Origin of the sequence: Neopusillimonas maritima (genome assembly GCF_003576595.1) — a bacterium.
Lineage (GTDB): Bacteria > Pseudomonadota > Gammaproteobacteria > Burkholderiales > Burkholderiaceae_B > Neopusillimonas > Neopusillimonas maritima.
Map to the genome: position 1 here is coordinate 793215 of NZ_NQOU01000001.1, position 26590 is coordinate 819804.

A 26590-nucleotide genomic window follows, 5' to 3' on the forward strand; every position below is an offset into this window, starting at 1 on the left:
GGGGTACCCCTTACCGCTTAATTATGTATGCAGTTTGAGGTACCCCTTATCAATCATTTTCGACCGTCTCAAAACACGATCCCCGCGGGTCCTTCTCAACGATCTGACCAGCTCTGCACAACTGTCTCCACACCCGATCAAACTGCCGCCGAGTTAAGCCGGAGAGCGACTGAACCGAGCGCCGACTTTTTGCTTTTCGTGCCGGCTTTGCACAAGGGAAAGCCTTCGGGTTAAAGCCCATGGCGGCTATTGTTTGCAATATGGCGGCATCAGGAGTCGCCAAATCGGGGGCCGTGCCCTTCTCCAGCGTGGCCTGACAGGCAACCACGTCCGACTCAATAATCAAGCCCTGTGCTTGCAAATAACGCCAGACAGAAATAAATCTAGCTGGAGTCCAACCCAAAGATTGCGCTATAAGCTCCTTGTGTTCGCGAACCGGCTCTGAGCGATTCCATGCGGGAAACACCTTAGGCGAATACCCAAGGTGCTCAATAGCTTCGAGCATTAAACGGCAACTATCCAGTTTGCATATCTGCGGTCCGCCCAGTTGCCCACGCGTTTCCTCGAGGTCAGTTTTAGTCGCTATGCCCAGATTCGACACGTTAACCGGATGGCCCGTCGGCTCGGCCGCCTTAACATTACTTAACAACTCTGGCCCAAATTGCTTCGCAGCTTGTTCAGTTGGCGCTACCCGGCGCACAAGATGGGCGGCCAGCTCAACCAGAGCATCAGAGTCTTGCTCATCATGGATTCTTGCAGTCACCGCGCCAACGGAATTGCCTCGGCGAACCGTGTGCGAAATTACCAAAACTGTGGCCAGCCTCCCAGACGGCAGCCGAACAACATCACCGGTTGCCAACTGGTCACCGCACCAGGTCTGTATACGGTCCTTGCTGTCATCGAAATGGCGAAGCATTTTGGGCTGCAACTGAACAACGTCCTGGCGATCGCCGCCGTCCAGCTTGATCATGACGCGCATGAACGGGTCACGCTTCGATTCGTAACCTTTATGAGCGATGACAACGCCCGAGCGCCCGGATGGCAACTTAACGCGGCTACCGATTGGAAAATCTTCAACCTCAAAAAGTGTTTGCTCGAGCACTAGTCAGCCCCTTCCGGAAACAACATCAACCTTCGTCCGGTGATTCGCCAACCGAAGCTGATGATTGCCTGCGCTCCTGATAGGCTCCTGCGGCGATCAACAATCTGGCACGAGCAAGCCTGGCCAATGTAAGGTGAGCCTCCGCACAATCGATATAGGCATTCACCAGCCGCATGCCCTCAGCGAGGCTTTCTCGGGCCGTAGCGTCATCTACAGCCATCAGATTGCCCAGAATCTGTTTCGGCGTATGGGTCAGCGTGAGAAGTGAGAACGACTTGAGCACCTCGGCATCGACGCTGTTCTGTAGCTCTTTGGCTTGGTCTGCCGTCAGGAGCAATGCAGGGTCAAGCATGTCGTTGAAATTAATGGGGGTATCCATTCAAATCTCCCGAGCGGTCGGCTTTGTCCCATCTGGTGCTTGGCGGGATTCACTTTGTGTCATGAACCATTCAAAGCCTCTGTGAAACATTGCCCGGCATTGATCTGGACTCACGGGGGCGGGTCCATCCCAACCAACTGTCAGCGGCCCGACGGATAGCTCAACCAATTCCTCCTTTGAGCCAGGCATCCCCAAGGACACCCATGCACAAGCCAACATGGCGCCGGCGCCTACAAACCCTGCGTAGATCGGGTAGTTGGGACCCTGTTCATCCTCTTCCCTTAGTACTGAAGCGGGGGCACCAGCGGCAAGCCTCAGATCAAGTCGATTTGATCCAACATCAGCTGTTCTGCCGATATCGGCTGCATGCCTGACTAAATCGGGCACCAAGGCCAAAACTTTAATTGCAATCTCATCATTTTTCACTACGCTCGACCTCCCGTAATACATACACAAACCCGGTGTAGAAAAAGTCAAAACACTCCCATCGCCCACCGTCCATTTCATCGACATCCACAAGCAATCTGCAACTCTCTTGAAAATCGCAAAACAACCTAAAAACACACGCGAACAGTTCGTTTTTGTCATCCCCCACCGACAATTCAACCTCATGTTGCGCCCTATAGAAGAGAAACCTCTTGCAAAGCTCAGCAGCTGCCCTAGCACCGGCCCGAACAATCGCGCGCTTGGAGCTGCACCAAGTGTGCTCGGCCGGTATAGCGAGGTAACCGGCCAACTCTGCCACACAGTCGAACCGGGCGTAGTCGTATGCAAAGGAGTAGGCAACGAAGTAAGCTCGATCAATCACGAAAAAAAATCCATCGGCAAGAGCACGATTATTGACAGCCTGATCTTCATCCGAGGCCAGCAGATATGCAGCCATAACCTCATCCAGCTTATGCTCTACGTGTTTGTCGCCCTCAAAAACAATGCGCAGCAGGCCTGCGCCATATTCCCCCATCCACCCTTCCAGCCACCGCGCTGCCTCTTGGGCACCAGCTGTAACCATGACGCGCACGGTCTCACCGGAATATCTGTTTCGCGACAAAAGCGCATATGGTGCCAGCGCGGCAGCCGCATCAAGCATCAATCCACTCATTTAGCGACCCGCATAAAGTCCATCGGCTTGCGACGTGAGTCGCTGGTGTATTGCAGGCTGGCCGGATCAAACCAAAGAAATGCGTGATCCTCCCAGTCACCGTGACGGTTCTTATCGCAAATCAACATGGCATCACACTTTTTCAATATTTCGTCCGGTACCGCAGCCCCTCTATCCCGGCACTTTTTAACTTCCGTCTCCTTGGGCTTGTTCCGCCAAACGGTAATAAGTTGATCGACTTGATCAATAATCGCACCCGAGCCTTTGGCGTCGAACTTTCCAGGCATGTCACGCTCGTTCTCTTTCTTGCGCGAGTGATGTACCAGGTGTATATGCATTTCACATTCACGAGCCAGCCGGCACAAAGTGTCGATAAACTCTTTCTGCCCGTTGTAGTCATCCTCAGCCCGGACACACTTCATCAGACTATCAATCACGAAATGCTTGATCTTCAACTCTCTGTGGCAGTAACGAATGACTGCATAAAGCTGTTCCGCCTTCACACTGCCAAGATGGTCATAGATCCAAACTTTGCCCTTCAGCCAGCTCATCATTTTGTGTATGTAGTCCTGCGCAGGCCGATTCGTCATTGATAGTTGGCGCAACATTCGAGGGATATTTTTGCTTGGCGGCATTTCAAATGAACCGATGCAAACGGACTCATTTTGCGCTGCAAACCCAAGACAAGCCTGATTCAATAGCTGACTTTTACCGTGGCCGTTAATTCCCAACCAAAGCGTTATTTCGCCCGACCGAAAGCGCAACCCGTCCTGCGTTACCCCCCAAGGCAACTTCGCCCCCTGAACGCCCTCATCCTCATGACCATGGAATTGATTGACCATCATCGGAGTCCAGGACTCAATGCCGCGCACCTTCATCTGCGGCTCGCTTTCCTGCATGTACTTTTCCCAGTCAATGTCATCGTCCTGGATCAACTGCAAAGCCTGCACTTGCGTCATGCTTTCTCCAAAGTGTCATAAAAAATGCTTGGGCCGCTCACAACGATACGTGCAGGCTTACAGAGCCTGATCTGCCCGAATGCGCTCCGTAACCGGTCAACATTCTGGCCTTGCAGATGAACGATTACCCCCACAAGGAAGCGAAAATCCAAACGGTGAATATCATCACCTGGCTCAACTAATACTTCCGGCAAAAAACCATTAATAAGCATGTCCTCGGGATCAACATACTTCGACAGCTTGCTGTCATCTTCCAGCAGAACTACAAACACCTGAGTGGGTTTCTTCCCCATCCGCCTCAAATCCTTAATGGCCATATGTCCACGCATTTCAAACCATTCCCCCGAAACGATCATCCTTTTGGCTGACGATGGAGCTTTGGCCGCGTTCTCTTGCGAACTGGGCAGCATTTCTTATCCAGTTTCGCCAGGTTGCATCCCAGTCCTTCTTAACGGCTTTAGAGCCAGGCGCAGCAACCCAGTAATCACGAAACTTTTCTGCCTCTTCTCTCAAGTCTTGCTCAGACCATGCAGGATTCTTTTCAAGGGCGAACTCTCTGAGCTTTTCAGAAGGCTCCCAGTCATTGGGTATGCGCGTCCCTCGATCTTGCTTAACTGACTCACTTTTATTGACGCGCACTACCCTATCTACCTTATCTACCTTATCTGTAGGGAAACTTGGTACTGCTTCAGGTGAAAAACGGTACTGCTTCGGGTGAAAAACGGTACTGCTTCCCTCATGACAAGCGGTACCAAATTTGGAACTGCTTACCGAATCAAGCGGTACCGTTTCTGGTACCTCTTCACCTGGCGCAACCTCACTAAGCTCAGGCAATCCATCTGGTGACTTGATCAGATAAACATTGACTGACTTGGTCGCCCCCACTCGCGCGCCGGTATCCAACAGGTAACCCATTTCTACCAGCCGCTTGAGATTCAGCATCACCGTTTTCCGATCCTGCCCGGTGTCACTCACAAGCTGCGTGATCGACGGATACACAGCCCACTGGGCATCGTTGGTAGCCCTTACGTAGTGGGCCATCACCGTCAACAAGTGCTTGGCCGGCGAACGGTTTATGGGCTGGCGTAGTACCCATGAGATCGCCTGAACACTCATGCCGCACCCAAATAAATAGGCCCTGTCAAAGCCTTCAGGTACCGCACGGACGTTGCGCACGAGCCTGCAGACGTTTTGGAGGTTGAGAGGCTTACAACTTTTCTTGCCATAGTTTCCTGCTGCTTTCTCGATAAGCCTTCTTCGATTCGATTTCCTCGAGAGGGTCCCACCTCGTAGCGCACGGTTCGCCAACAGCCAGCAGATCAACCATCAGAGCTCCAACCGCCTCAAGGAAATCAGTCGTGGCGCCTTCATCAAGGCCGCGGACGATCGGCACGATATTGCTATCCACCATATCCGGATTTCCAGTGGCCTCACGAGCCGCTTCTATGCGCTGACAAAGGCTGGCGTACCAAGCCATTGCGATCGCATGGCCAGGACGCTCTGGATAGGACAGCGGAGCCTTTGTTCTTGTTGTATCAGTCATGATCACTCCCACTGGTTGCTTTTAAGTAACCGAGCGCCTGCCTGATCTGCTCGGCGCTTGCACTGGCCTGCCTGGCACCCATTCTGGAAATGGTCCGGATATGGGACGCCACACGCTCTAAGGCTGCTCTATACTCTGGGCTAACACTAGGCAACGCGGCCATATTTTGCAAGACATCAGCCTCCTGGCATATCGAATAAAACAAGGCGGCGCACTCGCTATTACTTGTCGCGCCGAGGCGCGCCGCGTCGCTTGCCACCATCAGCTGTTGAAGTTCTAAGGCTCGCATCATTCGCTCCCCTCAAAATCGTCGTTTATGCCCTCGGCGAAGATAGATAGATGGGACACGAACATTAATGACGAAGCGTGTAGAAGACCAAGCAAAGACGCTACCTCAGCATCATTAAGGGCAGCACCGGATTCTTTTGGATCGTCACTATCTTTCATTATTTGACTGACCTGGAGCAGCTCCGAGATAGTTGCCGATCCCTTAGCAACCCGCATTGCTATCTCACACAAATCGACCAGATCACGACTGGGCAAACGATTTTCTATGGCGGCTCTCGTTACATCCTGTGTGAAAACATTCATCAGACTTTTAAGTTGCTTGTCCATGCTCAAACCCTCCCAGAAATGTGGCTGGCCAGAGCGTCAGCAAAGCCCTTATCAAAGGCGGCACGCACCTTGTTTTGAATAGTGTGAGAGATGCAAAACACCTGCCAGCGATTCTCTCTCCATTGAGCAAGAGATACAGAAGGGCAGGGATTAGCCAGCCACAGGCGTGCAGCCTGATAGCCGGTGTGTGCAGCATGGGAAATTGGTTGCGCTGGACGCGCGAAGATACGCAAAGCCATTGTGGCCTCCTTGGACAGGTTGTTATCCCGCTCCCCACTTCCAAATGGGGTGGGCGGACAAATGCCGAGGTTGGAAGACCGGCGTCCAAGGGAACCGGCAGGGCGCGAGCCCTCCCCGCCATCGCCCGCCCAAAGAAGGCGCACTACGGCATACGGACGTAAAAATACCGCCATGGGGCGGTTCGTCCGCCTCAGAACTTTCCGGCTTCCAACCCGGGTCGCGTTTGTTTTCACGACGCCTCTAGTATGCATCACGCGGGGGCGATTTGCAATTACCACTTTTCTACGAACGCGCGCAGTCAGCACCGTAATGCCGACTAGTCTCAGGCCTGACGAATGTCCACTCTCTTCGGCGCCGTGCTTAGAATCAATGCTGTGAGCGACTCGGAAACGATCACAGGCCCGCCCCCTGGCGGGTCTTTTTATGTCCGTCATATCGCTTAATTACGGATATCACGATTGGCTTCTATCCAACCAAGTGGATCATTCAGCCAGGCACGGATTTCTTCGACAGGCCAAACAGAAGTTCGGGTCGACAATTTCAATGGTTTTGGAAACTTCCCTGCCTTAACCCACACCCAGATAGTTGAACGCCCAAGTCCGCACACAGCCGAAACTTGCGGGATGCGCACCATCCCGCACTCTGGAAGCGCCGTGGTCGCGAACGACTTTTTCTGGTCTTGCGGTTGAGTCTGGTCGGGCGCGTTTTTGATGGTCGGCACGGCCCCGGAGTTGGTGATTTGCATAATCAAAGTCCAAGTAACTAACGTGGACTAATGATCGGATATACAGTGAAAGTCTGAAAGACCAGTAATTTTTAGTTTTCACCCAAATAACTGGGTACCCATCAGTGTCACCCGTAGGGGTTTGTTATCGTCCGATGATGGAACTGCGGGTGTGGGCGACCAGGTTGGAGTAATAGTGATAGTTGCGCTCGACAAGCTCATTCTTAAAGCCGCTTACTGTCTTTCTGATTGCAGCCTCGCTGACGCTGGCTACGCCCTCCAACTGCATGAGCATTTGCACAACGTGTCGATTTGGCTTTCCAAAAACGAGCTTGTTCGCAAGCCAAAGCCGATAAATAAGTAACCGTTCGTTTGATTTATCGTCATCTCGGAAGATTGGCAATGTGCCTTGGCAAATACGCTTTAGTGCTACCTGAACATCCATTTTTGCCAATACTACTGCGCTGGATGGTTCGGCACTCTGCACTGCTTTTTGAAACCACAAGCCTTCACCATGAATCGGGGTGCTGAACAATTTATCTTGGGCTTCAAGGCCTTTTTCGATTGTTGCTACCAAAGTACGGATGCGTTTCCTTGTAGACAAATAATGTGGCACCGCCTTAGGAACGTGGAAGTACTCATAGAGCGCACCCAAAACAAGAATCAACCATTTCATTTCTCGGCTGGATGCCTGCTTATCGAAAACATCTTGCAAGCGCCAAGTAATAGAAATGCTTGCCTCACTTCCAAACAATATGTGTGAGGCGCGGGTAATGCCTCTGCGAGCTTCCACAGCCTCTTGAAGCAGCTGGACTATACGCTCATCATCAATAAATCTGTTCTCACGGCCTAGAGCAGCGTTTTTAGCGTTCAAGAATGCCGTCTGTGCCCCAAGCCATTTGACGCACTCCATGGAATATGCTTGATCAAGCAGTTTTCTATACCTACCAACCAATTCTAAAAAATAACGTCTGGCCAGCTGCTCATCCGAACCGAGTATTGCTTTCGGCACTCCGGGCCTATTCAGCCACTCTTCGACAGGCAGCGGGTCAGAAAATGCCTTGATGGCGTACAGAAATTGCTTTTTTGAGGGGTGCTTCACACCAGCTCCGGCCTGGTTTCAGGGCGCCAAGACTCCATTCTATTTCTATAACGCTCCCGATCAAACGCCTTTGGCAGCCCCAGCACACGACATAGCCTGCGCTTCTCAATAACAGCAGTCATCTCCGTGGGGTTGACCAATCCCGTATGCGGGTCGATGACGTACAGGGGGCGTGAAAGCGATCTGACTTTAAAGCATCCCCCGCCCGCCAGCCCGATAACCTGAACCAGCACACCGGCATTACGCCCTTGAGTGATTCGTGCTTGAACGCCCGGGCCAATACGTGCGTAGCGACTGAAATTGACGATCTTGCCGTTATCCCGCCCGCGGTATGTGCGCTTGGCAACAGGCTCATTACTCACGTATGACAGGTTCGTGACCGAGGCCATGCTCTGCTCATCGCTTGTAATAGCTTTGTTTGTCATATGCTGTGTGCTCATTTCGACACCGTCCCATTCTTGCGCCCATACACACTAGATGACCCGTCAAGCAGCTGGATAACGCTATCTATACGCTGGCTGGCCATCACGACAGGACGGCTGAGATCGTTATTCAGCTCTGGCTCTTCTGACGCAAGCACGAGCTTCAAAAGCGCCTGAGCATCAAATAATCGATCAATCAAATCAAGTTCGAATTCGCGGTACGAAGGTGTCGCTGCAGGTACGTCACCAGCTTGTTTGCTGCGGTCTTGGGTTAAATTGTTGGAAGCCATCGTTTACTCCTTGGTAGTGATGATGGTTAGGGGGCGAGCGGTATTGCCGTACCAAGCGCCCCCGCTTTGCCCGAATCCGTCGGGCGCGGTAATAAATACGATCAGTCTAAATAAGATCGGCTGCCATTCGTTCCCGTCTTTTGGTTGATTGGCACTACATTGCTTTGGTCGGAAAAAACGAAGTTCGACCAGTTCTGCATCATGGTCCGCCTGGCATCGAACAAATCCGTACGCTCGTAAGCGCGCTGCGTTTTGTTGCCTATGACGTGAGCAAGAGCACGCTCAGCAATGTCTTTACCGTAGCCGTTATCAGCGGCCCAATCCCGGAAGGATGACCGAAACCCATGCGCTGTGGCCACCCGCCCGGGAACGTCGCTAACAGCCTGGGCCTTGCGTAACAGTACAGTCAGCGCCATGTCAGACAACTCTTTACCGCGCATGGATGGAAACACCAGCTGCCCGGCCTTACGCTCTCCCTGCCTTTGCAGCAGATCAACAGCGGCGTCAGACAGTGGCACACGGTGCATCATGTTTGCCTTCATACGACCGGCGGGCACTGTCCACAACTTGGCATCGAGGTCGATTTCTTCCCAGGTAGCGGCTCTCACCTCGCCAGATCGAGCCGCGGTCAGAATGACGAACAAAAGCGCAGCCCGGGCACCCAAGAGCGGCTCAACCATCAAACTCGCTCTTACAAAACTGCCAACCTGTGCCCACGGCATGGCCGGTTGGTGATTCGTCGGGGTCGGCTGCGCAGCAAGCAGCCGGTCGGTAACATCCAGGGGGTTACTTGTCACATAGCCATGGGCCCATGCCCAGGCCATCACATCGGCACACCGTTGCTTAACGCGTCGTGCTGTTTCGGGGATCGTCAACCAGATGGGGCGCAACACGTCGGCGAAGCGCCTGGGGTCAAGCTTGTCGACCTTTACGGTGCCAATATGGGGAAATACGTGCTGCTCCAGCGTACCGATCCACTGGGTAATGTGCTTTTCGTTGCGAAAGCCCTTCTTCACCTCATCCCAGCGCTTTCTGGATGCCGCCTCGAATGTCGGAATTTCGGACAGTTCCTTTTTGGCTTCGATGGGGTCAACACCGCTGGCGATCTGCTGTCTGGCAGCCAGGGCCGATGCAATCGCCTCGGCAACGCCGGTATCAGGATAGGCACCCAAGCCCATGTCCCGGCGTTTGCCCGTCACCGGAGAGACAAAGCGAAGCGTCCATTTGCCGGAGCCTGCGGTTTTGCCCGGCTGCAGTGTCAGACCGGTAACGCCTGCCGGGATAGCCTTGCCGCCCGGTTTAATCGCTTGCGCTTGCCTGTCTGTAATCTTAACCATGACCTTTCGACCCCACAATGAGCCCCACATTTTTGCGTAGCTTCAATGATAAATTCTGGAATCAAAATGGACTATCTTTATTTCTATATACCGTGCAAAGATACGATCTATAGACTAACTAAAACTTTCTGAGATTATTACTTGGCGGTCGTCCGCTCCGCCAAAGAATTCAGTAAAAAAGCACTTGCATCATGTAAGTGCTTTTTTTTCGTCCTTTATCTTGCCCCCCAGGGTACTTCACATTACACTCACCCCCCCCCCTCTAACGAGTTAATCACAGTACCTTTATAGGCTTCTGATAATGAAAAAGGCAGTTCTTCTGGGGTTGATAATCCCTTTGTTTTCCGGCTATTCAGCATTGGCAACTGCACAAACCAACTCGACATCATTGGTGCCGGACTCCGGCATTTATTTCGGCTTAGGATTCGGCGCCAACTCGACTCAATTTAAAAACCAGAAACTGGAAGCAACAGGGACTTCAACAGTCACCAACACGGCAACGGGTGCGCTCGTTTCCAAAGGCACCGCCGGAGGCCCACCCGTGGGTATCGGCATGGACACGGTAAATTCCATTTCACCTGCCTTGCAAGCCGGCTACTTTGAGAAACTGCAAGGCACCGATTACCTGTGGGGCGTCAAGTTTTCATACAACTACTTGGGCGGCACAACAGCAACCAAGGACTTCATTCGAATCCCGCAGTATGGCTCCTTTTCAAACGGCACACCGTTCACCGGCAACGCCATTGCCCGCTCTTACCAAAAAACGGTTAACCACCAGTTCTCACTGATTCCGTATTTCGGCCATGCTTTTAACAGGGGTACGGTTTATTTTGGCGTTGGCCCCACACTATCGCAGGTCAATACGAATATTAACGATCTTGTAGGTTTTGCCGATATCAACGGCACCCGCACTGACATTTCAGGCTCTGCGCAAAGCTTCTCCGCAAGTCAGTGGGTTTGGGGTGCCGCAGTGATGCTGGGTGGCACGTATTACCTTGATAAGTCGTGGTTCCTGGACTTCAGCTATACGTACAGTGTGACGCAAGACAAAACAGCGAACTATTACTCCACCTATAACAACCCCGGCTCACCCAATACGTACAGCGGCTCTTTAATCGGCAGCAGTACCGGGACGGCAACAGTGCAGTCAGCCAACCTGTCTCTTAACAGGGTTTTCTAAGCCTCAGCACCCCTTGTCGATACGACCAGCCGGACCAAATAAGGATCCGGCTGGATACACCGCCGGCCGGCGCAAAGCAATCAGGCACCGAACGGAATCTTTGCCTCAATCAACCGCCACACGTTCTAACAAGTCCATTAACAAGCGTCGCTCATCCGAGCTTAAGCGCTGCGCGATGCGCTTCTCAAATTCCCGGTTCAATACATTCAAGCGCTTCAATTCATCGAGCCCTTTTTGCGTAACGCCCAAAGCATAACTGCGGCGGTCATCCGGCATGGTATTGCGTTCCACATAGCCCAATGCCTCGAGTGAATCAATTACCTTCACTGCCCCCGCCCGCGTAATACCGAGCATATCGGCTAATACAGTCTGGTTGATTCCCGGCTGGGTGGCGACGATACTTAAAGCGGTCATTCGACCCGGGGTAAGGCTTTCCGGCCCCATCACAGAAAACAACACGTCATAAGAGCGCACCTGCGCGCGCTTAATTGCATAACCTAAAGAATCGCGTTGCAAATCAACATAGGTCAATGGCGTATCGGCCATTTCAAAGGCGTCAGTAGAGGGGGAAAATGAATTAACCAAGGGTTTGCACTTATAGAATATGGATTTTCAAAAATATAACATTTCGCATATTGTTAACCTGATTAACAATGTACAGAATCTATTTTTCGGGAACAATAAGAAACTACCCTTAATAATAGCCCCGAAATAGCAACACCGGAGACACGAATGAATAGTCTTGCCAATGCGAAATTTCGCCCCGTGGCGTTTGGGCCTTACACCAGCCATGTTGAAAAACGCGCCGACGGCGGTTATGTGCTGCGCTCCCCCGAACCTCTGCAGCCTTATCTGCGCTGCTATACGGAAGCACTGGTTTACTGGGCAAATAAGGCACCTGATCGCACGTTTCTTGCACGCCGCAACGCGCAAGGTGAATGGGTGCATCTAAGCTATGCAAGCGCTTTGAAGCGTGTTCTGCATATCGCACAAGCCCTGCTCGACCGTAATCTGAGCGCCGACCGACCTTTAATGATTTTGTCGGAAAACAGCATTGAAAGCGCACTGATGATGCTGGCCGCACAACATGTAGGTATTCCGTTCGCGCCCATTTCGCCGGCCTATTCGTTACTGTCGCGCAGCGCCGATCGCGTTCAGCATGCCGTAAAACTTCTTACCCCCGGCGTGGTGTTTGCGCAGCACGCCGACCGTTATGCGCATGCAATAGAAATGGCGGTGCCGGAAGATCTGGAACTGATTTTTATGGAAGGCAACCTTGAAGGTCGCCATTGCACCACTTTCGATACTCTGGAAAAAACGCCTGTTACCGAACAGGTTGAAAGCGCCCATCAGGCCGTCAGCCATGAAACCATTGCCAAGTTTCTGTTCACATCGGGCTCTACAAAACTGCCCAAAGCCGTTGTGAATACACATGGCATGCTTACCAGCAACCAGCAGATGTTCATCCAATGCTATTTGTTTGCCAAAGATGACCCACCGGTTTTGGTCGACTGGCTGCCCTGGCATCATACAGCCGCTGGAAACAATAACTTTGGCATCGTGCTGTACAACGGCGGCACCATGTATATAGATGATGGCAAACCCACGCCCGACGGCATGGCGGAAACCATTCGCAATCTGCGCGAAATCCCTTCCACCATTCACTACACGGTTCCCAAAGGCCTGGAAATGCTGGCACACGCCATGAAGCGTGACACTGCGCTGCGCGAACAATTCTTCAAGAACCTGAAGCTTATTTTCCCTTGCGGTGCCGCGTTGCCGGGGCCACTTAAACAAACCATCGATGAATTGGCCATTCAAACCGTGGGTATGCGTATTCCTATGACCACCGCGCTGGGGCAAACAGAAACCGCCCCTTTTGCCATTACGGCGCACCTGCCCGACTGGCAGGCCGGTGTGATCGGGAATCCCGCCCCTGGTTGTGAAGTCAAACTGGCACCCGTGGCCGACAAACTGGAGGTACGCTACAAGGGGCCGAATATCACGCCGGGTTATTGGCGCCAACCAGAACTGACTGCGGAAGCATTCGATGAAGAAGGTTATTTCTGCAGCGGCGATGCCGCCACCTTTATTAACCCCGAGCATCCGGAAGAAGGCTTGCGCTTTGACGGGCGCATTGCCGAAGATTTCAAGTTAATAAGCGGCACGTGGGTAAACGTGGGCGCCTTGCGTTCCAGCATTATTGCGGCGGGTGCCCCCTATATTCACGACGCCGTTGTTACGGGCCACGACCGCGACGAACTGGGCATGATGCTGTTCCTTCTGCCCGCCGCAACCGCACTTTCACCAACGTTGACCGACAACGCCGGCACACAGGACATTGCCGGCAACCCCGACGTTCAACAATGGGCTCAAAATCTCCTGAACGAACTGGGTGCGAAAGCCACAGGCAGCTCCAATCGTATTACGCGAGCCATTATTTTGCGTGATCCCCCCGTTATGGAACTGGGCGAGATGACCGACAAAGGTTCTATTAATCAACGCACCGTATTGCGTACACGTGCCGAACTCGTCGAGCAACTTTACGCCGACAAACCCGGCTCAACCGTACTGCGTTTGCAAGATAGAATGGCAACATCTTGAACTGAGACGCTCTATCTACTTTTGAACGCGAAGGACTGATTTAGATGACTGAACAAAAGCAGGACTCCCTTGTTGCCATTGATATCCACACGCACGCCACCGTTTCAACACGGAATCCGCCCGATGAAGTAGCGATTGCATTCGACAAGGCCATGGCGGAATATTTCAAAGAAAAAATGCCCCGGCCCACCATAGAAGAAACGGCCCAGTACTACCGTGAACGTAACATGATGGCGGTCATTTTCACTGTTGATACCGAGCGCGCCAACGGCCAAGTCCGTATCAGCAATGAAGAGGTTGCCGAAGAGGTTGCCAAACACCGCGATGTGCTGATTCCCTTCGCAAGCATCGACCCGTTGCGCGGAAAAATGGGCGTGCGTGAGGCACGACGCCTTATTGAAGACTACGGTATTCGCGGTTTCAAGTTCCACCCTTCGTCACAAGAGTTTTATCCCAACGACCGCGCAGCTTACGACCTGTATGAAGTGATTGCCGAACATGCCTTGCCAGCTATTTTCCACAGCGGCCAAACCGGTGTGGGTGCGCGTATGCGTGGGGGTGGCGGCGTACGCCTGAAATACTCCGACCCCATGTTCCTGGACGACGTTGCAGTCGACTTCCCGGACATGCCGATTATTATTGCCCACCCCTCATTCCCCTGGCAGGAAAACGCTTTGGCAGTGGCCACACATAAACCCCAGGTATATATCGACCTATCTGGATGGTCGCCGAAATACTTTCCACCCATTCTGATTCAATACGCCAACACCATTCTGAAAGACAAAATGCTGTTTGGTTCAGACTTCCCCGTGCTCACACCCGACCGCTGGCTGGCCGATTTCGAGAAAATCGGCATTCGCGACGAGGTCAAGCCCCTTATTCTGCGAGACAACGCGGTTCGTGTGTTGCGACTGAACGATGACCCTGTTTACGGTCGTTATGCGCGTTTGAAACCGCCCACTCTCGACGGCTGTTGCTAAAGGAACGCCTCTTATGAACTTGCAAGACACTCCCGTAATTGTTACCGGCGGCGCCTCGGGCCTGGGGGAGGCGACCGCGCTCAAGCTAGCCTCCCAGGGTGCGCGCGTAGCCATTCTAGACGTGCAGGATGAAAAAGCACGGGCCGTTGCCGAACGTATCAACGGCCTCGCCGTTCATTGCGACGTCACCTCGGAAGAAAGTGCTGCTCAAGCTATTGCCCAAGCCAAAGAGGCGCACGGTGTTGCGCGTGTATTGGTGAACTGTGCAGGCGGCGGGGTAGGTAAACGGGTTGTCGGTAAAAACGGCCCCATGCCTTTGGAAGAGTTCACCAAAGTGGTGAATTTGAATCTATTCGGCGCCTTCAACATGACGCGTCTGGCCGCCGCCGACATGATCGCGGCTGACCCGATAGGCGAAGAGCGTGGTGTTATTTTGTTTACCAGTTCAGTGGCCGCCTACGAGGGGCAAATTGGCCAGGCAGCATACGCCGCATCAAAAGGCGGCCTGGTGTCGCTTACGATTCAACTGGCACGAGAGTTCGCCCAGTTTGGCGTGCGGGTGATGTCTGTGGCACCCGGCATTTTCTTAACGCCGTTGCTCTATACCGCCAGCCCGGAAGTACAGGAATCATTGGCAAAATCCATTCCGTTCCCGCCGCGCCTGGGCCAACCCGACGAATTCGCCGATCTTGTTCAGCATATTATTGGCAACCGATACCTGAATGGTGAGGTTATCCGTCTGGATGGGGCAACGCGTCTGGCTCCACGCTAAGAAGGTCGGTACGGGACGAATAAAACCCCGCCCCGCCCCAACACGCATTTATTTTTGGAAATAAGCCTTGAATTCAGGGGCCACGGAGGCACCCTTTATGCCGCCTTCCGGTGTGTACACTGCCCAGGCGCGCTTTTCAAAGCCGGTAGCCACCAGCCGCTCGCCGCACTTCACTGTATAGGCAATACGAAACCGGCGTTCGGCCCACTCCTCAACTTCCGCATAAACCGTAATGACATCATCGTAAGTGACGGGAGACTTGAAAGTCGCACCGACATCCACCAACGGCGTTACAGCACCAAAGCGCGACCGCACTTCACGTTGATTCAGGCCCACACTGCGCACCATTGCTTGAAAAGTGCTGTCGAACCAGTAGAAGAAGTTGGGATAGAAAACGATGCCGGCATCGTCGCAGTCGCCCCACTCAACAGTGAAGTCGCGTTTAAACGTCGTCATTATTATTGGCTCCAATCGGTAAAAAGTATGATCATACCGGTTTCCCAACAATTGCACCTTCCCATGTAAATTACTTTTTGATACAAATAGACGGGATGCGCAGAAACCTCCTTTCATTGAAAGCGTTAACCGAAATTAAATGAAACATAATCAAACTTAAGCCTAAATAGAAACTTTTTAACGCAATGAAACCCTATTTTTAACTTGCCGCCAACGCCCCGCCTCCTTAACATAGCGCTCTAAATACACTTTTGTTTCCTGGTCGCCCACGGCGCCTTCTAATATTCACTTCAAAGTATCGAACAACCATGCACGCCCTTGTTGAAACACTCGTCGAGAACACCTCAGAGCACGACACCGAAAAATGGACCATCAAGCGCATTCTGGCGCTCTACGAACTTCCATTCCCGGAACTGATGTTTCAGGCGCAAACAGCGCACAGGGAACACCACAACCCCAACAGCGTGCAACTATCCAGTTTGCTTTCAATTAAAACCGGCGGCTGCCCGGAAGATTGCTCCTACTGCCCTCAATCAGCACGCTATGACACAGGGGTTGAAAAGGAAGCATTAATGCCCATAGAGGAAGTGCTCGAGGCGGCGAAACAAGCGAAAGCAGGCGGTGCGCAGCGCTTTTGCATGGGGGCCGCATGGCGCTCACCCAAACCACACCAAATTGAGGCCGTGGCGCAAATGATTCGCGAAGTAAAAGCACTGGGTCTGGAAACCTGTGTCACACTGGGCATGCTAAAAGACGGCCAGGCAGAGCAATTAAAAGAGGCGGGTCTCGATTACTACAACCACAACCTGGACACGTCGCCCGAGTTCTATGGGGAAATCATTTCCACCCGAACTTACCAAGACCGCCTTGAGACGCTTGAACGGGTTCGTAATGCCGGTGTGAATGTGTGCTGCGGCGGCATTGTCGGCCTGGGCGAATCACGCCGCGAACGGGCTGGGCTGATTGCCCAATTGGCAAATATGTCGCCCTACCCCGACTCAGTCCCCATTAACAATCTGGTTAAAGTGGAAGGCACCCCATTATTCGGCACTGACGACATTGACCCGTTGGAGTTTGTTCGTACCATTGCCGTTGCCCGCATTACCATGCCACGTACTTTCGTGCGCCTTTCCGCCGGGCGCGAGGAAATGAGCGACACCATGCAAACACTGTGCTTCCTGGCGGGCGCCAACTCCATTTTTTACGGCGAGAAATTGCTGACTACCGGCAATCCGCAGTTTGTTGAAGACCAAAAACTATTCGAACGCCTGGGCCTGCAAGCGCATAACAGCAGCCACTAACGAACTTTCTTAGGAACACCAGCAAGGGCCGCCTCGAGCTTTCAGGCGGCCCTCTTTCCTTCACATGTACGTCCTTTTGCTAAGCATAGGCTGCAGCGTAGCCGTTTCGGTGCTGCTTAAATTGGCACGATCCAGACGATTCGATCTGGGTCAAGCTATCGCCGTGAACTATATCGCCGCTACAATACTGACGCTGGGCCTGTTGCAACCGCAACCGCAAACCCTGCTGAACAACCCCGACGCCTGGGGGCTACTGAGCGCACTCGGTTTGCTTTTACCGACTGTCTTTCTCGTTATGGCAATGGCCGTGCGCCATGCGGGCATTGTCTTAAGCGATGCCGCACAACGCCTTTCCCTGCTGATACCGCTACTTGCTGCGTTCCTGTTTTTTAACGAAGTTTTAACGACTCAGAAGTTACTGGGGATGGCACTGGCGTTCGCTGCCCTGATCTGTTTGTTGATAAAGAAAAAAAACCTTAACCCAAGTCAACCACGCGCTTTTCTAACCCCGCTTGCGCTTATCGGTGTATGGCTGGGCTATGGCGTTATCGACATTCTGTTTAAGCAACTGGCGCGGACCGGCAGTCAATTCGCCACCAGTTTGCTGGGGGCTTTTGTGCTGGCCGGCGGCTTCATGCTACTGATTCTAGTGTTCAAAAAAACGCCGTGGACAGCAAGAAATGTCATAGCAGGCTTGCTGTTAGGTGTGCTTAACTTCGGCAATATTTATTTTTATATCCGCGCCCACCAACTGTTCCCGGAAAATCCCAGCCTGGTTTTTGCCGCAATGAATATAGGTGTTATTTGCACCGGCACACTTATTGGCGCTGTTATTTTCCGCGAGCGTTTGGGAAAGGTGAACGTCATTGGCATCGCTTTGGCCATTGCCGCAATGCTGCTATTGTTCAACGCCATATAAAGCATTCTGTCTGCTAATTAATTAGAACGAAACTCACTTTTTCCAGGCCCAACCCAGGCTTTTTACCAGGACCATTTCCCGATGACCCTTACTAACCGGAGCCTGAAGGTATCCGGCCGTCGTCCGAATTTTGTATTGCGTCTTGCTCTTCTTCCATGGGATCGACGTTGTGCGATATATCCGTCTCGGGGTCTACACGAGGATCCATTTCCGCCACCACCGGAGTAGTTTGAATTTCGGTCATGGGCACAAAGTGGGTAGGCGCATCCTGACTCAGATTTTCGCCTGTGACACGCTCCGGTCGGACATAAGCCACCAATAATGCTGCACAAACCGCCGCAAAGATAAACAATGTGCCAGCCTGCAGTTCACGCATAATCACGCCCACAAGCAATGGCCCCAGACATGCTCCAAAACCATACACCATGAGCAACACAGCACTTAAGCCAACTCGCCGCTCTGGGTCAACGTTATCGTTGGCAAAAGCAGCCCCAATGGGATACAGCGTAAACTGCAGCACCCCCAGCCCGCACGACAGCACCAACAAAGCCCAATATGGCAAATCCAGCCAACCCCAAAGCGGCACGGTGATCATGAACAACAATAAAGCATTGATACGAATGAGGCCGGCCCGATCGACACGGTCGGCCAACCACCCGAGCGGCCACTGCGACACGAGCCCGGCTGCCACTGCAGCCGCTACAAAAATAGCCACCTGATCACTGCTTAGGTTTTGTTTGTAGGCAAAAACCGGGCCCAACCCGTAGAAAGAGCCCGTTAACACGCCGCCAACAAGCACAACGGCTAACGACATGGGTACGCGCTTCAAGTAATAAAACAACATAATGGGCGCGGGTTGCGGCACAGTGGGGTGCAGCCTGCGCGTTAGCGCCACCGGAATCAAACACAAAATGGAACAAATACCCGCGAATACCAGGGGCCGGAAATCGAGCTCGGGGAAAAGGGTTAGAGACAACTGCCCCAGAACCGTACCCAACCCTGAAAACACCATGTAGAAGGCCAATACACGCCCACGTGAGGTGTTGTCAGTTTGTTCGTTCAACCAGCTTTCAATGGAAATGAACTGCGTCACCATTGCCAGGCCGGCCATAAAACGCAGAAAGGTCCACACCCACAAATTATCAACCAATGCCTGAACCAGGACCGCCACAGTAACGACCGCGGCAGTGGCCGTGTAAGCGCGAATATGCCCGACACTGGCAATCAAACGATGACCTGTTCGCGCGCCCAGCACCAACCCAAGGTAGTACACCGCAATCAGCGTCCCCACCCAGATTTCCGAAACCTGAGCCTCCGCTAAACTAATGCCCAAGTACGTATTGATGAGCCCTGTTCCCAGGAGCAACAACAACGTGGCAAAGTACAACGAAGAAAAGGACGCAACTGCGCTAAGCATTCAACCTCGCTAAATTTAATGGGTTAGAGTTACTTCAAGTTAGAGTTGCTTCAACATTGTTTCGGCATCACTGACTTCATAACCGCCGCCTTGCTCAAGATTCAGCTGCGTCACGACGCCGTTATCAATCACCATGGAATAACGCTGCGAACGCACACCCAGGCCGCGCTCGGTTAAATCAAGCTCCAGACCCAATTGCTTGGTCCACAAACCGCTGCCGTCGGCCATCATGCGAATGCGCCCATTCACTTTCTGGTCGCGCCCCCAGGCGCCCATGACGAATGCATCATTCACTGCCACACACCAGATTTCGTCGATGCCCGCTGCCTTCAAAGCATCGTAATGCTCAAGATAGCTGGGAACGTGCTTGGCCGAGCAGGTAGGCGTAAAGGCGCCCGGCACCGCAAAAACCGCAATTTTTTTGCCTTTCACCAAATCGGCCACCTTGAACGCGTTAGGCCCGAGCGAACACCCTTCTGTTTCAACTTCCACAAATTCCGTTAACGTTCCGTCTGGAATCTGGTCACCTTTCTGAATTGCCATTTCGTTTCTCCACCTGTTTAAGTATGAACCCGCATTTTATACCCTGGGGATAACCCCAATAAAGGACTTATTACGTATATCATTGTTCTTTTAAGTTGATATTTCCGACTATGAGTTCCTCAAATGACCCCGATCTTACCCTAAGCCACCTGGATGAAGGCGGTCAAATCCGCATGGTGGATGTCGGTAGCAAACACGCCACCCAACGCAGCGCTACTGCGCAGGGCATCGTGCGCATGAGCCAACAGGCTTTTGCTTTGCTCACCGCGAAAGACAACGCCAAGGGCGACGTATTGAATACCGCGCGCGTGGCCGGCATTCTGGCCGCCAAACGATGTGCCGAATTAATTCCCCTGTGCCATAGCCTGCCGCTGAGCTTTGCCGGGATCGATTTTGAACTGAATGAAGAGAACCACAGCATTACTGTTCGCTCCATCTGCCGCACCGATGCCAAAACCGGTGTGGAAATGGAGGCCATGACCGCCTGCAGTGTCGCCGCACTCACCATCTACGATATGTGCAAAGCGGCCGATAAAGGCATTATCATTGAACAGATCAAGCTGAAACATAAGTCGGGAGGTAAAAGTGGAGAATGGCACAGTGATTAACGTTCTGTACTTCGCCCAGGTTGCCGAGCTTACCGGCACCCGGCTGGAAAACTGGCCGCTGAACGAACCCATTACCGGCGAACAGTGGCTCAATGCCCTGGAACAGAAATACCCGCAACTGGCGCCCACGCGCCGTCTGAAACTGGCGGTGAATCAGTTTCATGTCAAGCCAAGCGCCGTTATTAATCCGGGTGATGAAGTGGCAGTATTTGAACCCGTTACCGGAGGCTGACATGGTTGTTGTACAAACTGAAGACTTCAACAGCGCCGAGCTCACCGCCGATTTGCGCGAGCGCACAGCCAAACATGCCGGTGCACTGGTTACCTTCACAGGTTATGTGCGTGATTACGCCGGCGAAAAAGAAACACATACGTTGTTTCTTGAGCATTATCCAGGCATGTGTGAACGTGAAATAGGCGATATTTGCCAACAAGCGCAATCACGCTGGAACACGGCGGAGCCGGTTGTCGTGCATCGCGTGGGCGAAATGCATAACGGTGAGCAGATTGTGTTTGTCGGTGTGGCCAGTGCGCACCGGGGCGATGCATTTCGCGCTTGTGAATTCATTATCGACGCGCTGAAAACACGCGCGCCATTCTGGAAACGTGAAACACTGGCAAACGGCGAGCAATTCTGGGTACAGCAACGCGAGTCGGACGCCCGGAAAACCCAGGAATGGGAAACCAAGCAAGCATCGTAAAAAGAAGGACCTCAGAACGTGACGAAAGCCACTTCCAACACGCCAAAGGTCGCGCTTAATTGCGCGGTACTCACTATTTCCGACACCCGAACTGCGGCCAACGACACATCGGGCGACTACCTGGCCCAGGCTGTTGCCCAGGCGGGCCATCAGTGCGTGCGTCGCGATATTAGCAGCGGCAATGTGTATCACATTCGCAAAGTCATCAGCGACTGGGTTGCCGACCCCAATGTACACATTATCCTCACCAACGGCGGCACAGGTTTCTCGCATCAGAAATCCACCGGCGCTGCCGTTACGCCTTTGCTCGACATGACCATTGCCGGTTTTGGTGAATTATTCCGCCATCTTTCATTTCTTGAAATTGGCAGTTCAACCTTACAATCAGACGCCTTCGCAGGCGCCGCCAACAACACACTAATTTTCTGCATGCCCGGCTCCACCAACGCGTGCCGTACGGCATGGGAGCGCATTATTAAAGAACAGCTCGACAGCACGCACCGCCCGTGCAATTTCGCCACGCATTATTTGAAAACACTGAAAACGGACTAACCATGCTTGATTTCGATACCGCTCAGGAACACCTGGCCCAGGCAGCCACTGCCCCTACGCGCAAGGAAACCTGCTCGCTGGAAGAGGCTCAGGGTCGTGTGTTGGCAACGGCTTTAAGCGCTCAAGTTGACCTTCCCCCGGCCGACAACAGTGCCATGGATGGTTACGCCATTCGACTGGCCGACTATGAAGCAGGCACAACGTTACCCATACAGCAACGCTGCTTTGCAGGTGAACCGCCCGAGCCATTGAAACCGGGCCACACCATTCGCCTGTTCACCGGCAGCTTGATGCCCGAAGGCGCTGACACCGTTGTCATGCAGGAAGACACCACGGAAACCGACAACGCCATCGTCATCAACACGCCGCCGGTTGCCGGTGCGCACGTGCGCAAAAAAGGCGAAGATGTTGAGAAAGAACAGGAATTACTGCAACCCGGTACCGTACTTGGGCCGGCTCAAATCGGCTTACTGGCCTCCCAGGGAATTCATCAGGTTGAAGTATGGGCACGTCTGAAAGTGGGTATTCTTACCACCGGCGATGAACTGGTTAGCCCTGGTCAAGCACTTGGCCCGGCGCAACTGTACAACTCCAACGGTGCCATGCTGGCCGCCCTGGTGGCAAAACTGGGCGCCACGGTGGTGCACCAGTTACATGCCACCGACACGCATGAATCAATTGAGTCGGCATTCAAAACACTGCTGCAGGATTGCGACCTGGTCCTGACCGTAGGCGGTGTTTCGGTTGGCGAGAAAGACCTGGTGAAGCCCACTATTGAATTATTAGGCGGCAAACTCGATTTGTGGAAAGTGGCCATGAAACCCGGTAAGCCGGTGGCACTGGCCCAGGCACAGGGCACCCCTATTGTGTGCCTGCCCGGCAACCCCGTATCGGCATTTGTGGTTTGCGCCTTGCTGGTCTCGCCCCTGATTCGGGCGATGCAAGGTCGCACCGAAACCCGCCCGCGTGTCATGTATGGTCGTTTGCGGTCGAACCGTCAGTTCAATGAAACGCGCGAAGAATTTTTGCGTGTACAAACCAAATCGAATAACAACGGCGAGTTGTCACTGGTTCCCTACGAGTTGCAAGGCTCGGCCATTATCAGCTCGCTGCCATGGGCTTCGGGGCTGGCGCGCATCCCGGCCAATACTGTCGTGAAAGACGAGGATATTGTTCGGTACTACGCATTTGCCGATTGGCTGGTTTAGTTACGCTAGTTACTCACCCAAACGGTGTCGCGCCCAGGCCAAATCTTCCGGCGTATTCAAATTGGCAAACAGCGCTTCGTCGTCGGTGAACGTTACCGGCACAGCCTGTTGCGCATGAAGCCACAGCAACACTTTGCGATCGCCACCCAGCAAATAATGGTGTAAAGACGCGGCCAGGCTTTGATGCACCAGCATACATAAGGGGTGGTCTCTGTCGTTCGTGCGGGCATACGCCACTTTTGCCGGCGTTGACCCCACCGCATCGACCAGGCGAACATGCAAATCGTCTGGCAACCAGGGAATATCAACCGGCAACGTTAAAAGCCATGGTGTTGTCAGTGCTGCCAGCGCCGTGGCCACACCCGCCAACGGCCCCGCCTGGGCGCCGTAAACCGGGTCATCGGCCAACACTTGCGCAAATAAATGCCCTTGCTGGGTTTGGTTGGCACTTAACCAAACCTGGCCTGTACGCGCAGCAAGGTAACGCTGCGCGCGGGCTGCCAGTGTTTCACCACCCAGTTCCAACGCCGCCTTATCTGCCCCCATGCGGCTGCCCCGCCCGCCGGCCAGGACCAAACCGGTAATTTGATCAGCAGAAATCACCTGCGTAGTCATGCATTAACCGAGTGAGCAATAATTATTCGTGCGTGTTTATTCGTGATTCGCGCGCTCATCCGCCGATATAACTCATTTCAATCTTGCGACGCGAAACCGTTTCCTTACCGCGCTGCTCGGAATAGCGGTCGGTTCGGCCTTGCCAGATTCCGGCCAAATGAGCGGCCAGTTCCTCGTTGGACGCACCACCGCGCAAAACGGCGCGCAAGTCGTAGCCCTGGTCGGCAAACAAACATAAATACAGGCGGCCCTCGGGTGACATGCGGGCGCGGGAGCAATCGCCGCAGAACGGATGCGACACACTGGTGATAACGCCAATTTCTCCACTGCCGTCTTGATAGCGCCAACGCTCGGCCACTTCCCCGGCGTAATCCGCCTGCACCGGCTCAAGTGGATACTGCGCACCAATAAGGGACAGAATTTCTTTGCCGGTCACCACTTCGTCCAGGTTCCAGCCGTTCGTGGAACCCACGTCCATATACTCAATGAAACGCAGCACGTGGCCGGAATTCCGGAAGTATTCAGCCATAGGTAAGATCTGGCTGTCGTTCAAACCCTTGCGAACCACCATATTGACCTTAACCGGCGCCAGCCCCACTTCAGCAGCGGCCTGTATGCCGTCAAGCACTGTGTCTACGGCCACTTGGCTATCGCTCATTTGCTCGAACAATACCGGGTCGAGTGCATCGAGGCTAACCGTCACTCGATTCAAACCCGCCTCTTTCAAGGCGGCCGCTTTTTTACGCAACAAGGTGGCATTGGTGGTTAATGTGAGTTCCACCGGGTCACCCTGCGGTGTGCGCAGTTCCGCCAGCATGGCCACCAGTTTTTCAATATCTTTACGCAACAGGGGTTCGCCGCCGGTTAAGCGAATTTTTTGCACGCCCTGGCTAACCGCCACCGAAGCAAGCCGCGTAATTTCTTCAAACGACAACAACGACGCATGCGGCATGAAAGGATAATTCGCGTCGAACACTTCACGCGGCATGCAATACGTGCAGCGAAAATTGCAACGGTCGGTGACTGAAATGCGTAAATCGCGTAGCGGACGCTTGCGCGTATCCAGCAGCGGCTCACCTTTTTGCCATTGCCCGGTTTGCAGCTCCACATCGCTTGCGCGCCCTTCCGGCGCCATGTAAAAAACTTTGCTCATTGCTTTTTGCCAAACTTGCGCGGCATCTACGCCACCTTCATTTTCGTTGCACCCAAAGGAAAGGCTTCCTCGAGTGCCAATACTTGCCCCATATTACGCGATTCATAGCCCGCCAGCCCTGCAACGTAATCACGATATGCGTTGCCCGTCAGCAAGGCCAGTAACTGCTGCATTTGCGGTGTTTCCAGGCTGTCGCGATTCACCGCAAAGAAATAGCGCTCTTTAGCCAGGGGTATAAAAGCCAACCCACAACGCCAGGCCGCCGTTTCCACACCGATACCCACATCGGCCATACCGCTGGCAACGTGCGCCGCGATCGCCATATGGGTAAATTCGCTACTGTCGTAACCCACCACTTGCGCCGTATCGATACCTAACCGGGACAGCATCAAACCAACCAACAAACGCGTACTGGAACCGGTTTGCCGGTTCACGAAACGCACATCGGGCTTAACCAGATCGGCAATGGTATGAATGCCTTTGGGGTTATCGGGGTGAACAAACATGCCGGTATCGCGCTGCGCCAGGTACACCAGGCAATGACGATCCGTATCGAGCCAAGGGTTGTAATGCGCCAGAATCGGTTGCTCGAACTCTCCTGTAGGCACCTGAAAGCCCGCTAAATCGCACTCGCCCCGATTCAATGAAGCCAAAGCCTCGATGGCGGTGCGGTAACGCAACTCGATAGAAAGCGTGTCGTGCTGCCCCGCCTGCTGAATGAGCCCTTCTACCGCAAAACCATGGCTGGCGTGCAAACGCAAGCGAGGCCGGCTTTCCGGATACAGACTGTCGAGCTCTTCCTGCAATTCCGACGACATGCTTTGTAAAGTAGGCGCCAAACGCGCATCAACGCGCCGGTTTGCCCATAACAAATGCTGGGCAAACGGTGTTAAACGGGTACCCTGACGGCGACTGGTTTCCAGTAAACTGGTGTCGAACTCTTTCTCGGCCCGGCGCAACAAGCCCCAGCCATGCCGATACGACAAACCGCTTTCACGGCACGCACCGGCAATGTGGCCCAAGGTATCAATGGCCGACAACAGGCGCAGAATATCGCCCAGGGCGAATGTCTCGCCACCTGGCTTTTCGAGCACCCATTCAGATCGCAGTCGTGCCTGGAACTTATATGTCATTTAGTTCATATTGAAACCAAGTGGTTTCCGCAGTAGATTATGGCTATACAAGACTTTTATTATGCACGTATACACATAATAAGTCATCAATTCAGACGTACTTCAGGTTTCGCGAACCTGGCTTAACAAGGATTTTCCATGACCACCCCAGCCTCTCCTGCCGCGGCGCAGCCCGCTTCAGACGCTGTGAAACAGGCCGCCCTCAATGCGGTTAACCGCTACGCCGGCCAAAAAGGCAACCTGCTTCCCGTATTGCACGATATCCAACACACGTTGGGTTACATCCCCGACGATGCCGTGCCCGTGCTGTCGGAAGCCTTGCAGTTGTCGCGCGCGGAAATTCATGGGGTGATTACTTTTTACCCCCACTTCCACCCGAAACCCATGGCGCCCACCGTACTGGAAATGTGCCGTGCGGAATCCTGTCAGGCCATGGGCGCAAACCGCCTTATCGACCACGCCCGACAAAAACTGGGGTGCGATTTTCACGAAACCAGCCAAAACGGGCAGGTTTCCCTTGAACCTGTTTATTGTCTGGGCTTGTGCGCGCAATCACCCGCCGTCATGGTGAACGGGCAGCCACATGCACGTGTGACCCCCGCCAAACTCGACAAATTGCTGGATAAGGGGGCCTGA

The 26590-nt window shown here is 53.3% G+C and carries 33 protein-coding genes; 12 read left to right on the forward strand and 21 right to left on the reverse strand.

The genetic code is table 11. The features are described from left to right. Window positions 1–49: 49 nt before the first annotated feature. From CJO09_RS03860 to CJO09_RS03935, 14 genes are all read right to left on the reverse strand, one after another. Window positions 50–1102 (reverse strand): hypothetical protein, encoded by a 1053-nt coding sequence (locus tag CJO09_RS03860; RefSeq protein WP_119441131.1) that lies wholly within the window; start codon window positions 1100–1102, stop codon window positions 50–52. Between the two features lie 25 nt (window positions 1103–1127). Next, a complete protein-coding gene (locus CJO09_RS03865; protein ID WP_119441132.1) occupies window positions 1128–1481 on the reverse strand; it encodes a hypothetical protein in 354 nt (117 codons plus the stop codon). Window positions 1482–1896: 415 nt separating this feature from the next. After that, window positions 1897–2580, reverse strand: coding sequence for a hypothetical protein (locus tag CJO09_RS03875; protein WP_147404892.1), 684 nt, complete (start codon window positions 2578–2580; stop codon window positions 1897–1899). Next, on the reverse strand, window positions 2577–3539 hold the full coding sequence (locus CJO09_RS03880; RefSeq protein WP_119441135.1) for a DnaB-like helicase C-terminal domain-containing protein: 963 nt from the start codon (window positions 3537–3539) through the stop codon (window positions 2577–2579). Before CJO09_RS03880 ends, CJO09_RS03875 begins: the two co-directional genes overlap by 4 nt. Further along, entirely contained in the window at window positions 3536–3856 is a 321-nt protein-coding gene (locus tag CJO09_RS03885; RefSeq protein WP_158582703.1) for a hypothetical protein, read from the reverse strand. The genes CJO09_RS03880 and CJO09_RS03885 overlap by 4 nt, the downstream gene beginning before the upstream one ends. Before the next feature lie 13 nt (window positions 3857–3869). Continuing rightward, on the reverse strand, window positions 3870–4655 hold the full coding sequence (locus CJO09_RS03890; protein ID WP_119441137.1) for a helix-turn-helix domain-containing protein: 786 nt from the start codon (window positions 4653–4655) through the stop codon (window positions 3870–3872). A gap of 91 nt (window positions 4656–4746) precedes the next feature. Continuing rightward, window positions 4747–5082: a hypothetical protein gene (locus CJO09_RS03895; protein WP_119441138.1), complete on the reverse strand. Its 336-nt coding sequence runs from the start codon at window positions 5080–5082 to the stop codon at window positions 4747–4749. Window positions 5083–5370: 288 nt separating this feature from the next. Further along, window positions 5371–5697, reverse strand: coding sequence for a hypothetical protein (locus CJO09_RS03905; RefSeq protein ID WP_119441140.1), 327 nt, complete (start codon window positions 5695–5697; stop codon window positions 5371–5373). 2 nt (window positions 5698–5699) lie between these two features. Beyond that, window positions 5700–5936 carry a hypothetical protein gene (locus CJO09_RS03910; RefSeq protein ID WP_119441141.1) on the reverse strand — a complete coding sequence of 79 codons (237 nt, stop codon included), beginning with the start codon at window positions 5934–5936 and terminating at the stop codon, window positions 5700–5702. 440 nt (window positions 5937–6376) lie between these two features. Continuing rightward, window positions 6377–6682 (reverse strand): helix-turn-helix transcriptional regulator, encoded by a 306-nt coding sequence (locus CJO09_RS15680; RefSeq protein ID WP_218961022.1) that lies wholly within the window; start codon window positions 6680–6682, stop codon window positions 6377–6379. Between the two features lie 124 nt (window positions 6683–6806). Then, entirely contained in the window at window positions 6807–7763 is a 957-nt protein-coding gene (locus tag CJO09_RS03920) for a hypothetical protein (RefSeq protein WP_119441142.1), read from the reverse strand. Further along, the gene (locus CJO09_RS03925; protein ID WP_119441143.1) at window positions 7760–8203 is read right to left on the reverse strand and encodes a hypothetical protein; all 444 of its coding nucleotides are present in this window, start codon (window positions 8201–8203) and stop codon (window positions 7760–7762) included. Before CJO09_RS03925 ends, CJO09_RS03920 begins: the two co-directional genes overlap by 4 nt. Continuing rightward, window positions 8200–8475 (reverse strand): hypothetical protein, encoded by a 276-nt coding sequence (locus CJO09_RS03930; protein ID WP_119441144.1) that lies wholly within the window; start codon window positions 8473–8475, stop codon window positions 8200–8202. Before CJO09_RS03930 ends, CJO09_RS03925 begins: the two co-directional genes overlap by 4 nt. Window positions 8476–8576: 101 nt before the next feature. Beyond that, a complete protein-coding gene (locus CJO09_RS03935; RefSeq protein ID WP_119441376.1) occupies window positions 8577–9812 on the reverse strand; it encodes a tyrosine-type recombinase/integrase in 1236 nt (411 codons plus the stop codon). 301 nt (window positions 9813–10113) lie between these two features. On the opposite strand from CJO09_RS03935, the gene CJO09_RS03940 reads away from it, so the two are divergent. Then, a complete protein-coding gene (locus CJO09_RS03940; protein WP_119441145.1) occupies window positions 10114–10992 on the forward strand; it encodes an outer membrane protein in 879 nt (292 codons plus the stop codon). Between the two features lie 105 nt (window positions 10993–11097). On the opposite strand, the gene CJO09_RS03945 is transcribed toward CJO09_RS03940, so the two are convergent. Next, window positions 11098–11577 (reverse strand): MarR family winged helix-turn-helix transcriptional regulator, encoded by a 480-nt coding sequence (locus CJO09_RS03945; protein WP_147404897.1) that lies wholly within the window; start codon window positions 11575–11577, stop codon window positions 11098–11100. 147 nt (window positions 11578–11724) lie between these two features. Between CJO09_RS03945 and CJO09_RS03950 the strand changes: the two genes are divergently transcribed. Genes CJO09_RS03950 through CJO09_RS03960 form a run of 3 tightly spaced genes read left to right on the forward strand, consistent with a single transcriptional unit; the run spans window position 11725 to window position 15348 of the window. Beyond that, complete coding sequence (locus CJO09_RS03950; RefSeq protein ID WP_119441146.1) at window positions 11725–13596, forward strand: feruloyl-CoA synthase; 1872 nt, start codon at window positions 11725–11727, stop codon at window positions 13594–13596. Between the two features lie 44 nt (window positions 13597–13640). Then, complete coding sequence (locus tag CJO09_RS03955) at window positions 13641–14576, forward strand: amidohydrolase family protein (protein WP_119441147.1); 936 nt, start codon at window positions 13641–13643, stop codon at window positions 14574–14576. A gap of 13 nt (window positions 14577–14589) precedes the next feature. Continuing rightward, a complete protein-coding gene (locus CJO09_RS03960) occupies window positions 14590–15348 on the forward strand; it encodes an SDR family NAD(P)-dependent oxidoreductase (protein WP_119441148.1) in 759 nt (252 codons plus the stop codon). Window positions 15349–15396: 48 nt separating this feature from the next. Here the strand turns inward: CJO09_RS03960 and CJO09_RS03965 are convergent, their stop codons facing one another. Then, entirely contained in the window at window positions 15397–15804 is a 408-nt protein-coding gene (locus CJO09_RS03965; RefSeq protein ID WP_114421178.1) for an acyl-CoA thioesterase, read from the reverse strand. Window positions 15805–16112: 308 nt separating this feature from the next. On the opposite strand from CJO09_RS03965, the gene bioB reads away from it, so the two are divergent. Next, a complete protein-coding gene (gene bioB / locus CJO09_RS03970) occupies window positions 16113–17105 on the forward strand; it encodes a biotin synthase BioB (RefSeq protein ID WP_119441149.1) in 993 nt (330 codons plus the stop codon). A gap of 64 nt (window positions 17106–17169) precedes the next feature. Then, window positions 17170–18024: an EamA family transporter gene (locus CJO09_RS03975; RefSeq protein ID WP_119441150.1), complete on the forward strand. Its 855-nt coding sequence runs from the start codon at window positions 17170–17172 to the stop codon at window positions 18022–18024. Window positions 18025–18115: 91 nt separating this feature from the next. Here the strand turns inward: CJO09_RS03975 and CJO09_RS03980 are convergent, their stop codons facing one another. Together CJO09_RS03980 and CJO09_RS03985 are read right to left on the reverse strand one after the other, a co-directional pair. Then, window positions 18116–19441, reverse strand: coding sequence for an MFS transporter (locus CJO09_RS03980; RefSeq protein WP_119441151.1), 1326 nt, complete (start codon window positions 19439–19441; stop codon window positions 18116–18118). Between the two features lie 39 nt (window positions 19442–19480). Next, window positions 19481–19984 (reverse strand): peroxiredoxin, encoded by a 504-nt coding sequence (locus CJO09_RS03985; protein WP_119441152.1) that lies wholly within the window; start codon window positions 19982–19984, stop codon window positions 19481–19483. Between the two features lie 110 nt (window positions 19985–20094). Between CJO09_RS03985 and moaC the strand changes: the two genes are divergently transcribed. The 5 genes from moaC to CJO09_RS04010 are packed head-to-tail and all read left to right on the forward strand — an operon-like array spanning window position 20095 to window position 23053. Continuing rightward, window positions 20095–20592 (forward strand): cyclic pyranopterin monophosphate synthase MoaC, encoded by a 498-nt coding sequence (gene moaC / locus CJO09_RS03990; RefSeq protein WP_119441153.1) that lies wholly within the window; start codon window positions 20095–20097, stop codon window positions 20590–20592. Further along, a complete protein-coding gene (locus tag CJO09_RS03995; RefSeq protein WP_166129081.1) occupies window positions 20585–20824 on the forward strand; it encodes a MoaD/ThiS family protein in 240 nt (79 codons plus the stop codon). The genes moaC and CJO09_RS03995 overlap by 8 nt, the downstream gene beginning before the upstream one ends. A gap of 1 nt (window position 20825) precedes the next feature. Beyond that, complete coding sequence (locus CJO09_RS04000; RefSeq protein ID WP_119441154.1) at window positions 20826–21293, forward strand: molybdenum cofactor biosynthesis protein MoaE; 468 nt, start codon at window positions 20826–20828, stop codon at window positions 21291–21293. Between the two features lie 18 nt (window positions 21294–21311). Then, entirely contained in the window at window positions 21312–21845 is a 534-nt protein-coding gene (gene moaB / locus CJO09_RS04005; RefSeq protein ID WP_119441155.1) for a molybdenum cofactor biosynthesis protein B, read from the forward strand. Between the two features lie 2 nt (window positions 21846–21847). Then, window positions 21848–23053: a molybdopterin molybdotransferase MoeA gene (locus CJO09_RS04010; RefSeq protein ID WP_119441156.1), complete on the forward strand. Its 1206-nt coding sequence runs from the start codon at window positions 21848–21850 to the stop codon at window positions 23051–23053. Between the two features lie 9 nt (window positions 23054–23062). Here CJO09_RS04010 and mobA read toward each other — a convergent pair whose 3' ends face one another. The 3 genes from mobA to CJO09_RS04025 are packed head-to-tail and all read right to left on the reverse strand — an operon-like array spanning window position 23063 to window position 25954. Beyond that, window positions 23063–23668 (reverse strand): molybdenum cofactor guanylyltransferase MobA, encoded by a 606-nt coding sequence (gene mobA, locus CJO09_RS04015; RefSeq protein ID WP_119441157.1) that lies wholly within the window; start codon window positions 23666–23668, stop codon window positions 23063–23065. A gap of 55 nt (window positions 23669–23723) precedes the next feature. Beyond that, window positions 23724–24821, reverse strand: a complete 1098-nt coding sequence (gene moaA / locus CJO09_RS04020) for a GTP 3',8-cyclase MoaA (RefSeq protein ID WP_119441158.1) — start codon at window positions 24819–24821, stop codon at window positions 23724–23726. Between the two features lie 26 nt (window positions 24822–24847). Further along, window positions 24848–25954 carry a substrate-binding domain-containing protein gene (locus CJO09_RS04025; RefSeq protein ID WP_119441159.1) on the reverse strand — a complete coding sequence of 369 codons (1107 nt, stop codon included), beginning with the start codon at window positions 25952–25954 and terminating at the stop codon, window positions 24848–24850. A 138-nt stretch (window positions 25955–26092) separates the two neighbouring features. Between CJO09_RS04025 and CJO09_RS04030 the strand changes: the two genes are divergently transcribed. After that, window positions 26093–26590, forward strand: a complete 498-nt coding sequence (locus CJO09_RS04030) for a formate dehydrogenase subunit gamma (RefSeq protein ID WP_119441160.1) — start codon at window positions 26093–26095, stop codon at window positions 26588–26590.

Excerpts from the sequence above, each read along its gene's own strand:
- CJO09_RS03865 (WP_119441132.1), bottom strand. The coding sequence starts at position 1,481 with ATGGATACCCCCATTAATTTCAACGACATGCTTGACCCTGCATTGCTC.
- CJO09_RS03875 (WP_147404892.1), bottom strand. The coding sequence starts at position 2,580 with ATGAGTGGATTGATGCTTGATGCGGCTGCCGCGCTGGCACCATATGCG.
- CJO09_RS03880 (WP_119441135.1), bottom strand. The coding sequence starts at position 3,539 with ATGACGCAAGTGCAGGCTTTGCAGTTGATCCAGGACGATGACATTGAC.
- CJO09_RS03885 (WP_158582703.1), bottom strand. The coding sequence starts at position 3,856 with ATGGCCATTAAGGATTTGAGGCGGATGGGGAAGAAACCCACTCAGGTG.
- CJO09_RS03890 (WP_119441137.1), bottom strand. The coding sequence starts at position 4,655 with ATGAGTGTTCAGGCGATCTCATGGGTACTACGCCAGCCCATAAACCGT.
- CJO09_RS03895 (WP_119441138.1), bottom strand. The coding sequence starts at position 5,082 with ATGACTGATACAACAAGAACAAAGGCTCCGCTGTCCTATCCAGAGCGT.
- CJO09_RS03905 (WP_119441140.1), bottom strand. The coding sequence starts at position 5,697 with ATGGACAAGCAACTTAAAAGTCTGATGAATGTTTTCACACAGGATGTA.
- CJO09_RS03910 (WP_119441141.1), bottom strand. The coding sequence starts at position 5,936 with ATGGCTTTGCGTATCTTCGCGCGTCCAGCGCAACCAATTTCCCATGCT.
- CJO09_RS15680 (WP_218961022.1), bottom strand. The coding sequence starts at position 6,682 with ATGCAAATCACCAACTCCGGGGCCGTGCCGACCATCAAAAACGCGCCC.
- CJO09_RS03925 (WP_119441143.1), bottom strand. The coding sequence starts at position 8,203 with ATGAGCACACAGCATATGACAAACAAAGCTATTACAAGCGATGAGCAG.
- CJO09_RS03930 (WP_119441144.1), bottom strand. The coding sequence starts at position 8,475 with ATGGCTTCCAACAATTTAACCCAAGACCGCAGCAAACAAGCTGGTGAC.
- CJO09_RS03935 (WP_119441376.1), bottom strand. The coding sequence starts at position 9,812 with ATGGTTAAGATTACAGACAGGCAAGCGCAAGCGATTAAACCGGGCGGC.
- CJO09_RS03940 (WP_119441145.1), top strand. The coding sequence starts at position 10,114 with ATGAAAAAGGCAGTTCTTCTGGGGTTGATAATCCCTTTGTTTTCCGGC.
- CJO09_RS03950 (WP_119441146.1), top strand. The coding sequence starts at position 11,725 with ATGAATAGTCTTGCCAATGCGAAATTTCGCCCCGTGGCGTTTGGGCCT.
- CJO09_RS03955 (WP_119441147.1), top strand. The coding sequence starts at position 13,641 with ATGACTGAACAAAAGCAGGACTCCCTTGTTGCCATTGATATCCACACG.
- CJO09_RS03960 (WP_119441148.1), top strand. The coding sequence starts at position 14,590 with ATGAACTTGCAAGACACTCCCGTAATTGTTACCGGCGGCGCCTCGGGC.
- CJO09_RS03965 (WP_114421178.1), bottom strand. The coding sequence starts at position 15,804 with ATGACGACGTTTAAACGCGACTTCACTGTTGAGTGGGGCGACTGCGAC.
- bioB (WP_119441149.1), top strand. The coding sequence starts at position 16,113 with ATGCACGCCCTTGTTGAAACACTCGTCGAGAACACCTCAGAGCACGAC.
- CJO09_RS03975 (WP_119441150.1), top strand. The coding sequence starts at position 17,170 with ATGTACGTCCTTTTGCTAAGCATAGGCTGCAGCGTAGCCGTTTCGGTG.
- CJO09_RS03980 (WP_119441151.1), bottom strand. The coding sequence starts at position 19,441 with ATGCTTAGCGCAGTTGCGTCCTTTTCTTCGTTGTACTTTGCCACGTTG.
- CJO09_RS03985 (WP_119441152.1), bottom strand. The coding sequence starts at position 19,984 with ATGGCAATTCAGAAAGGTGACCAGATTCCAGACGGAACGTTAACGGAA.
- moaC (WP_119441153.1), top strand. The coding sequence starts at position 20,095 with ATGAGTTCCTCAAATGACCCCGATCTTACCCTAAGCCACCTGGATGAA.
- CJO09_RS04000 (WP_119441154.1), top strand. The coding sequence starts at position 20,826 with ATGGTTGTTGTACAAACTGAAGACTTCAACAGCGCCGAGCTCACCGCC.
- CJO09_RS04010 (WP_119441156.1), top strand. The coding sequence starts at position 21,848 with ATGCTTGATTTCGATACCGCTCAGGAACACCTGGCCCAGGCAGCCACT.
- mobA (WP_119441157.1), bottom strand. The coding sequence starts at position 23,668 with ATGACTACGCAGGTGATTTCTGCTGATCAAATTACCGGTTTGGTCCTG.
- moaA (WP_119441158.1), bottom strand. The coding sequence starts at position 24,821 with ATGAGCAAAGTTTTTTACATGGCGCCGGAAGGGCGCGCAAGCGATGTG.
- CJO09_RS04025 (WP_119441159.1), bottom strand. The coding sequence starts at position 25,954 with ATGACATATAAGTTCCAGGCACGACTGCGATCTGAATGGGTGCTCGAA.
- CJO09_RS04030 (WP_119441160.1), top strand. The coding sequence starts at position 26,093 with ATGACCACCCCAGCCTCTCCTGCCGCGGCGCAGCCCGCTTCAGACGCT.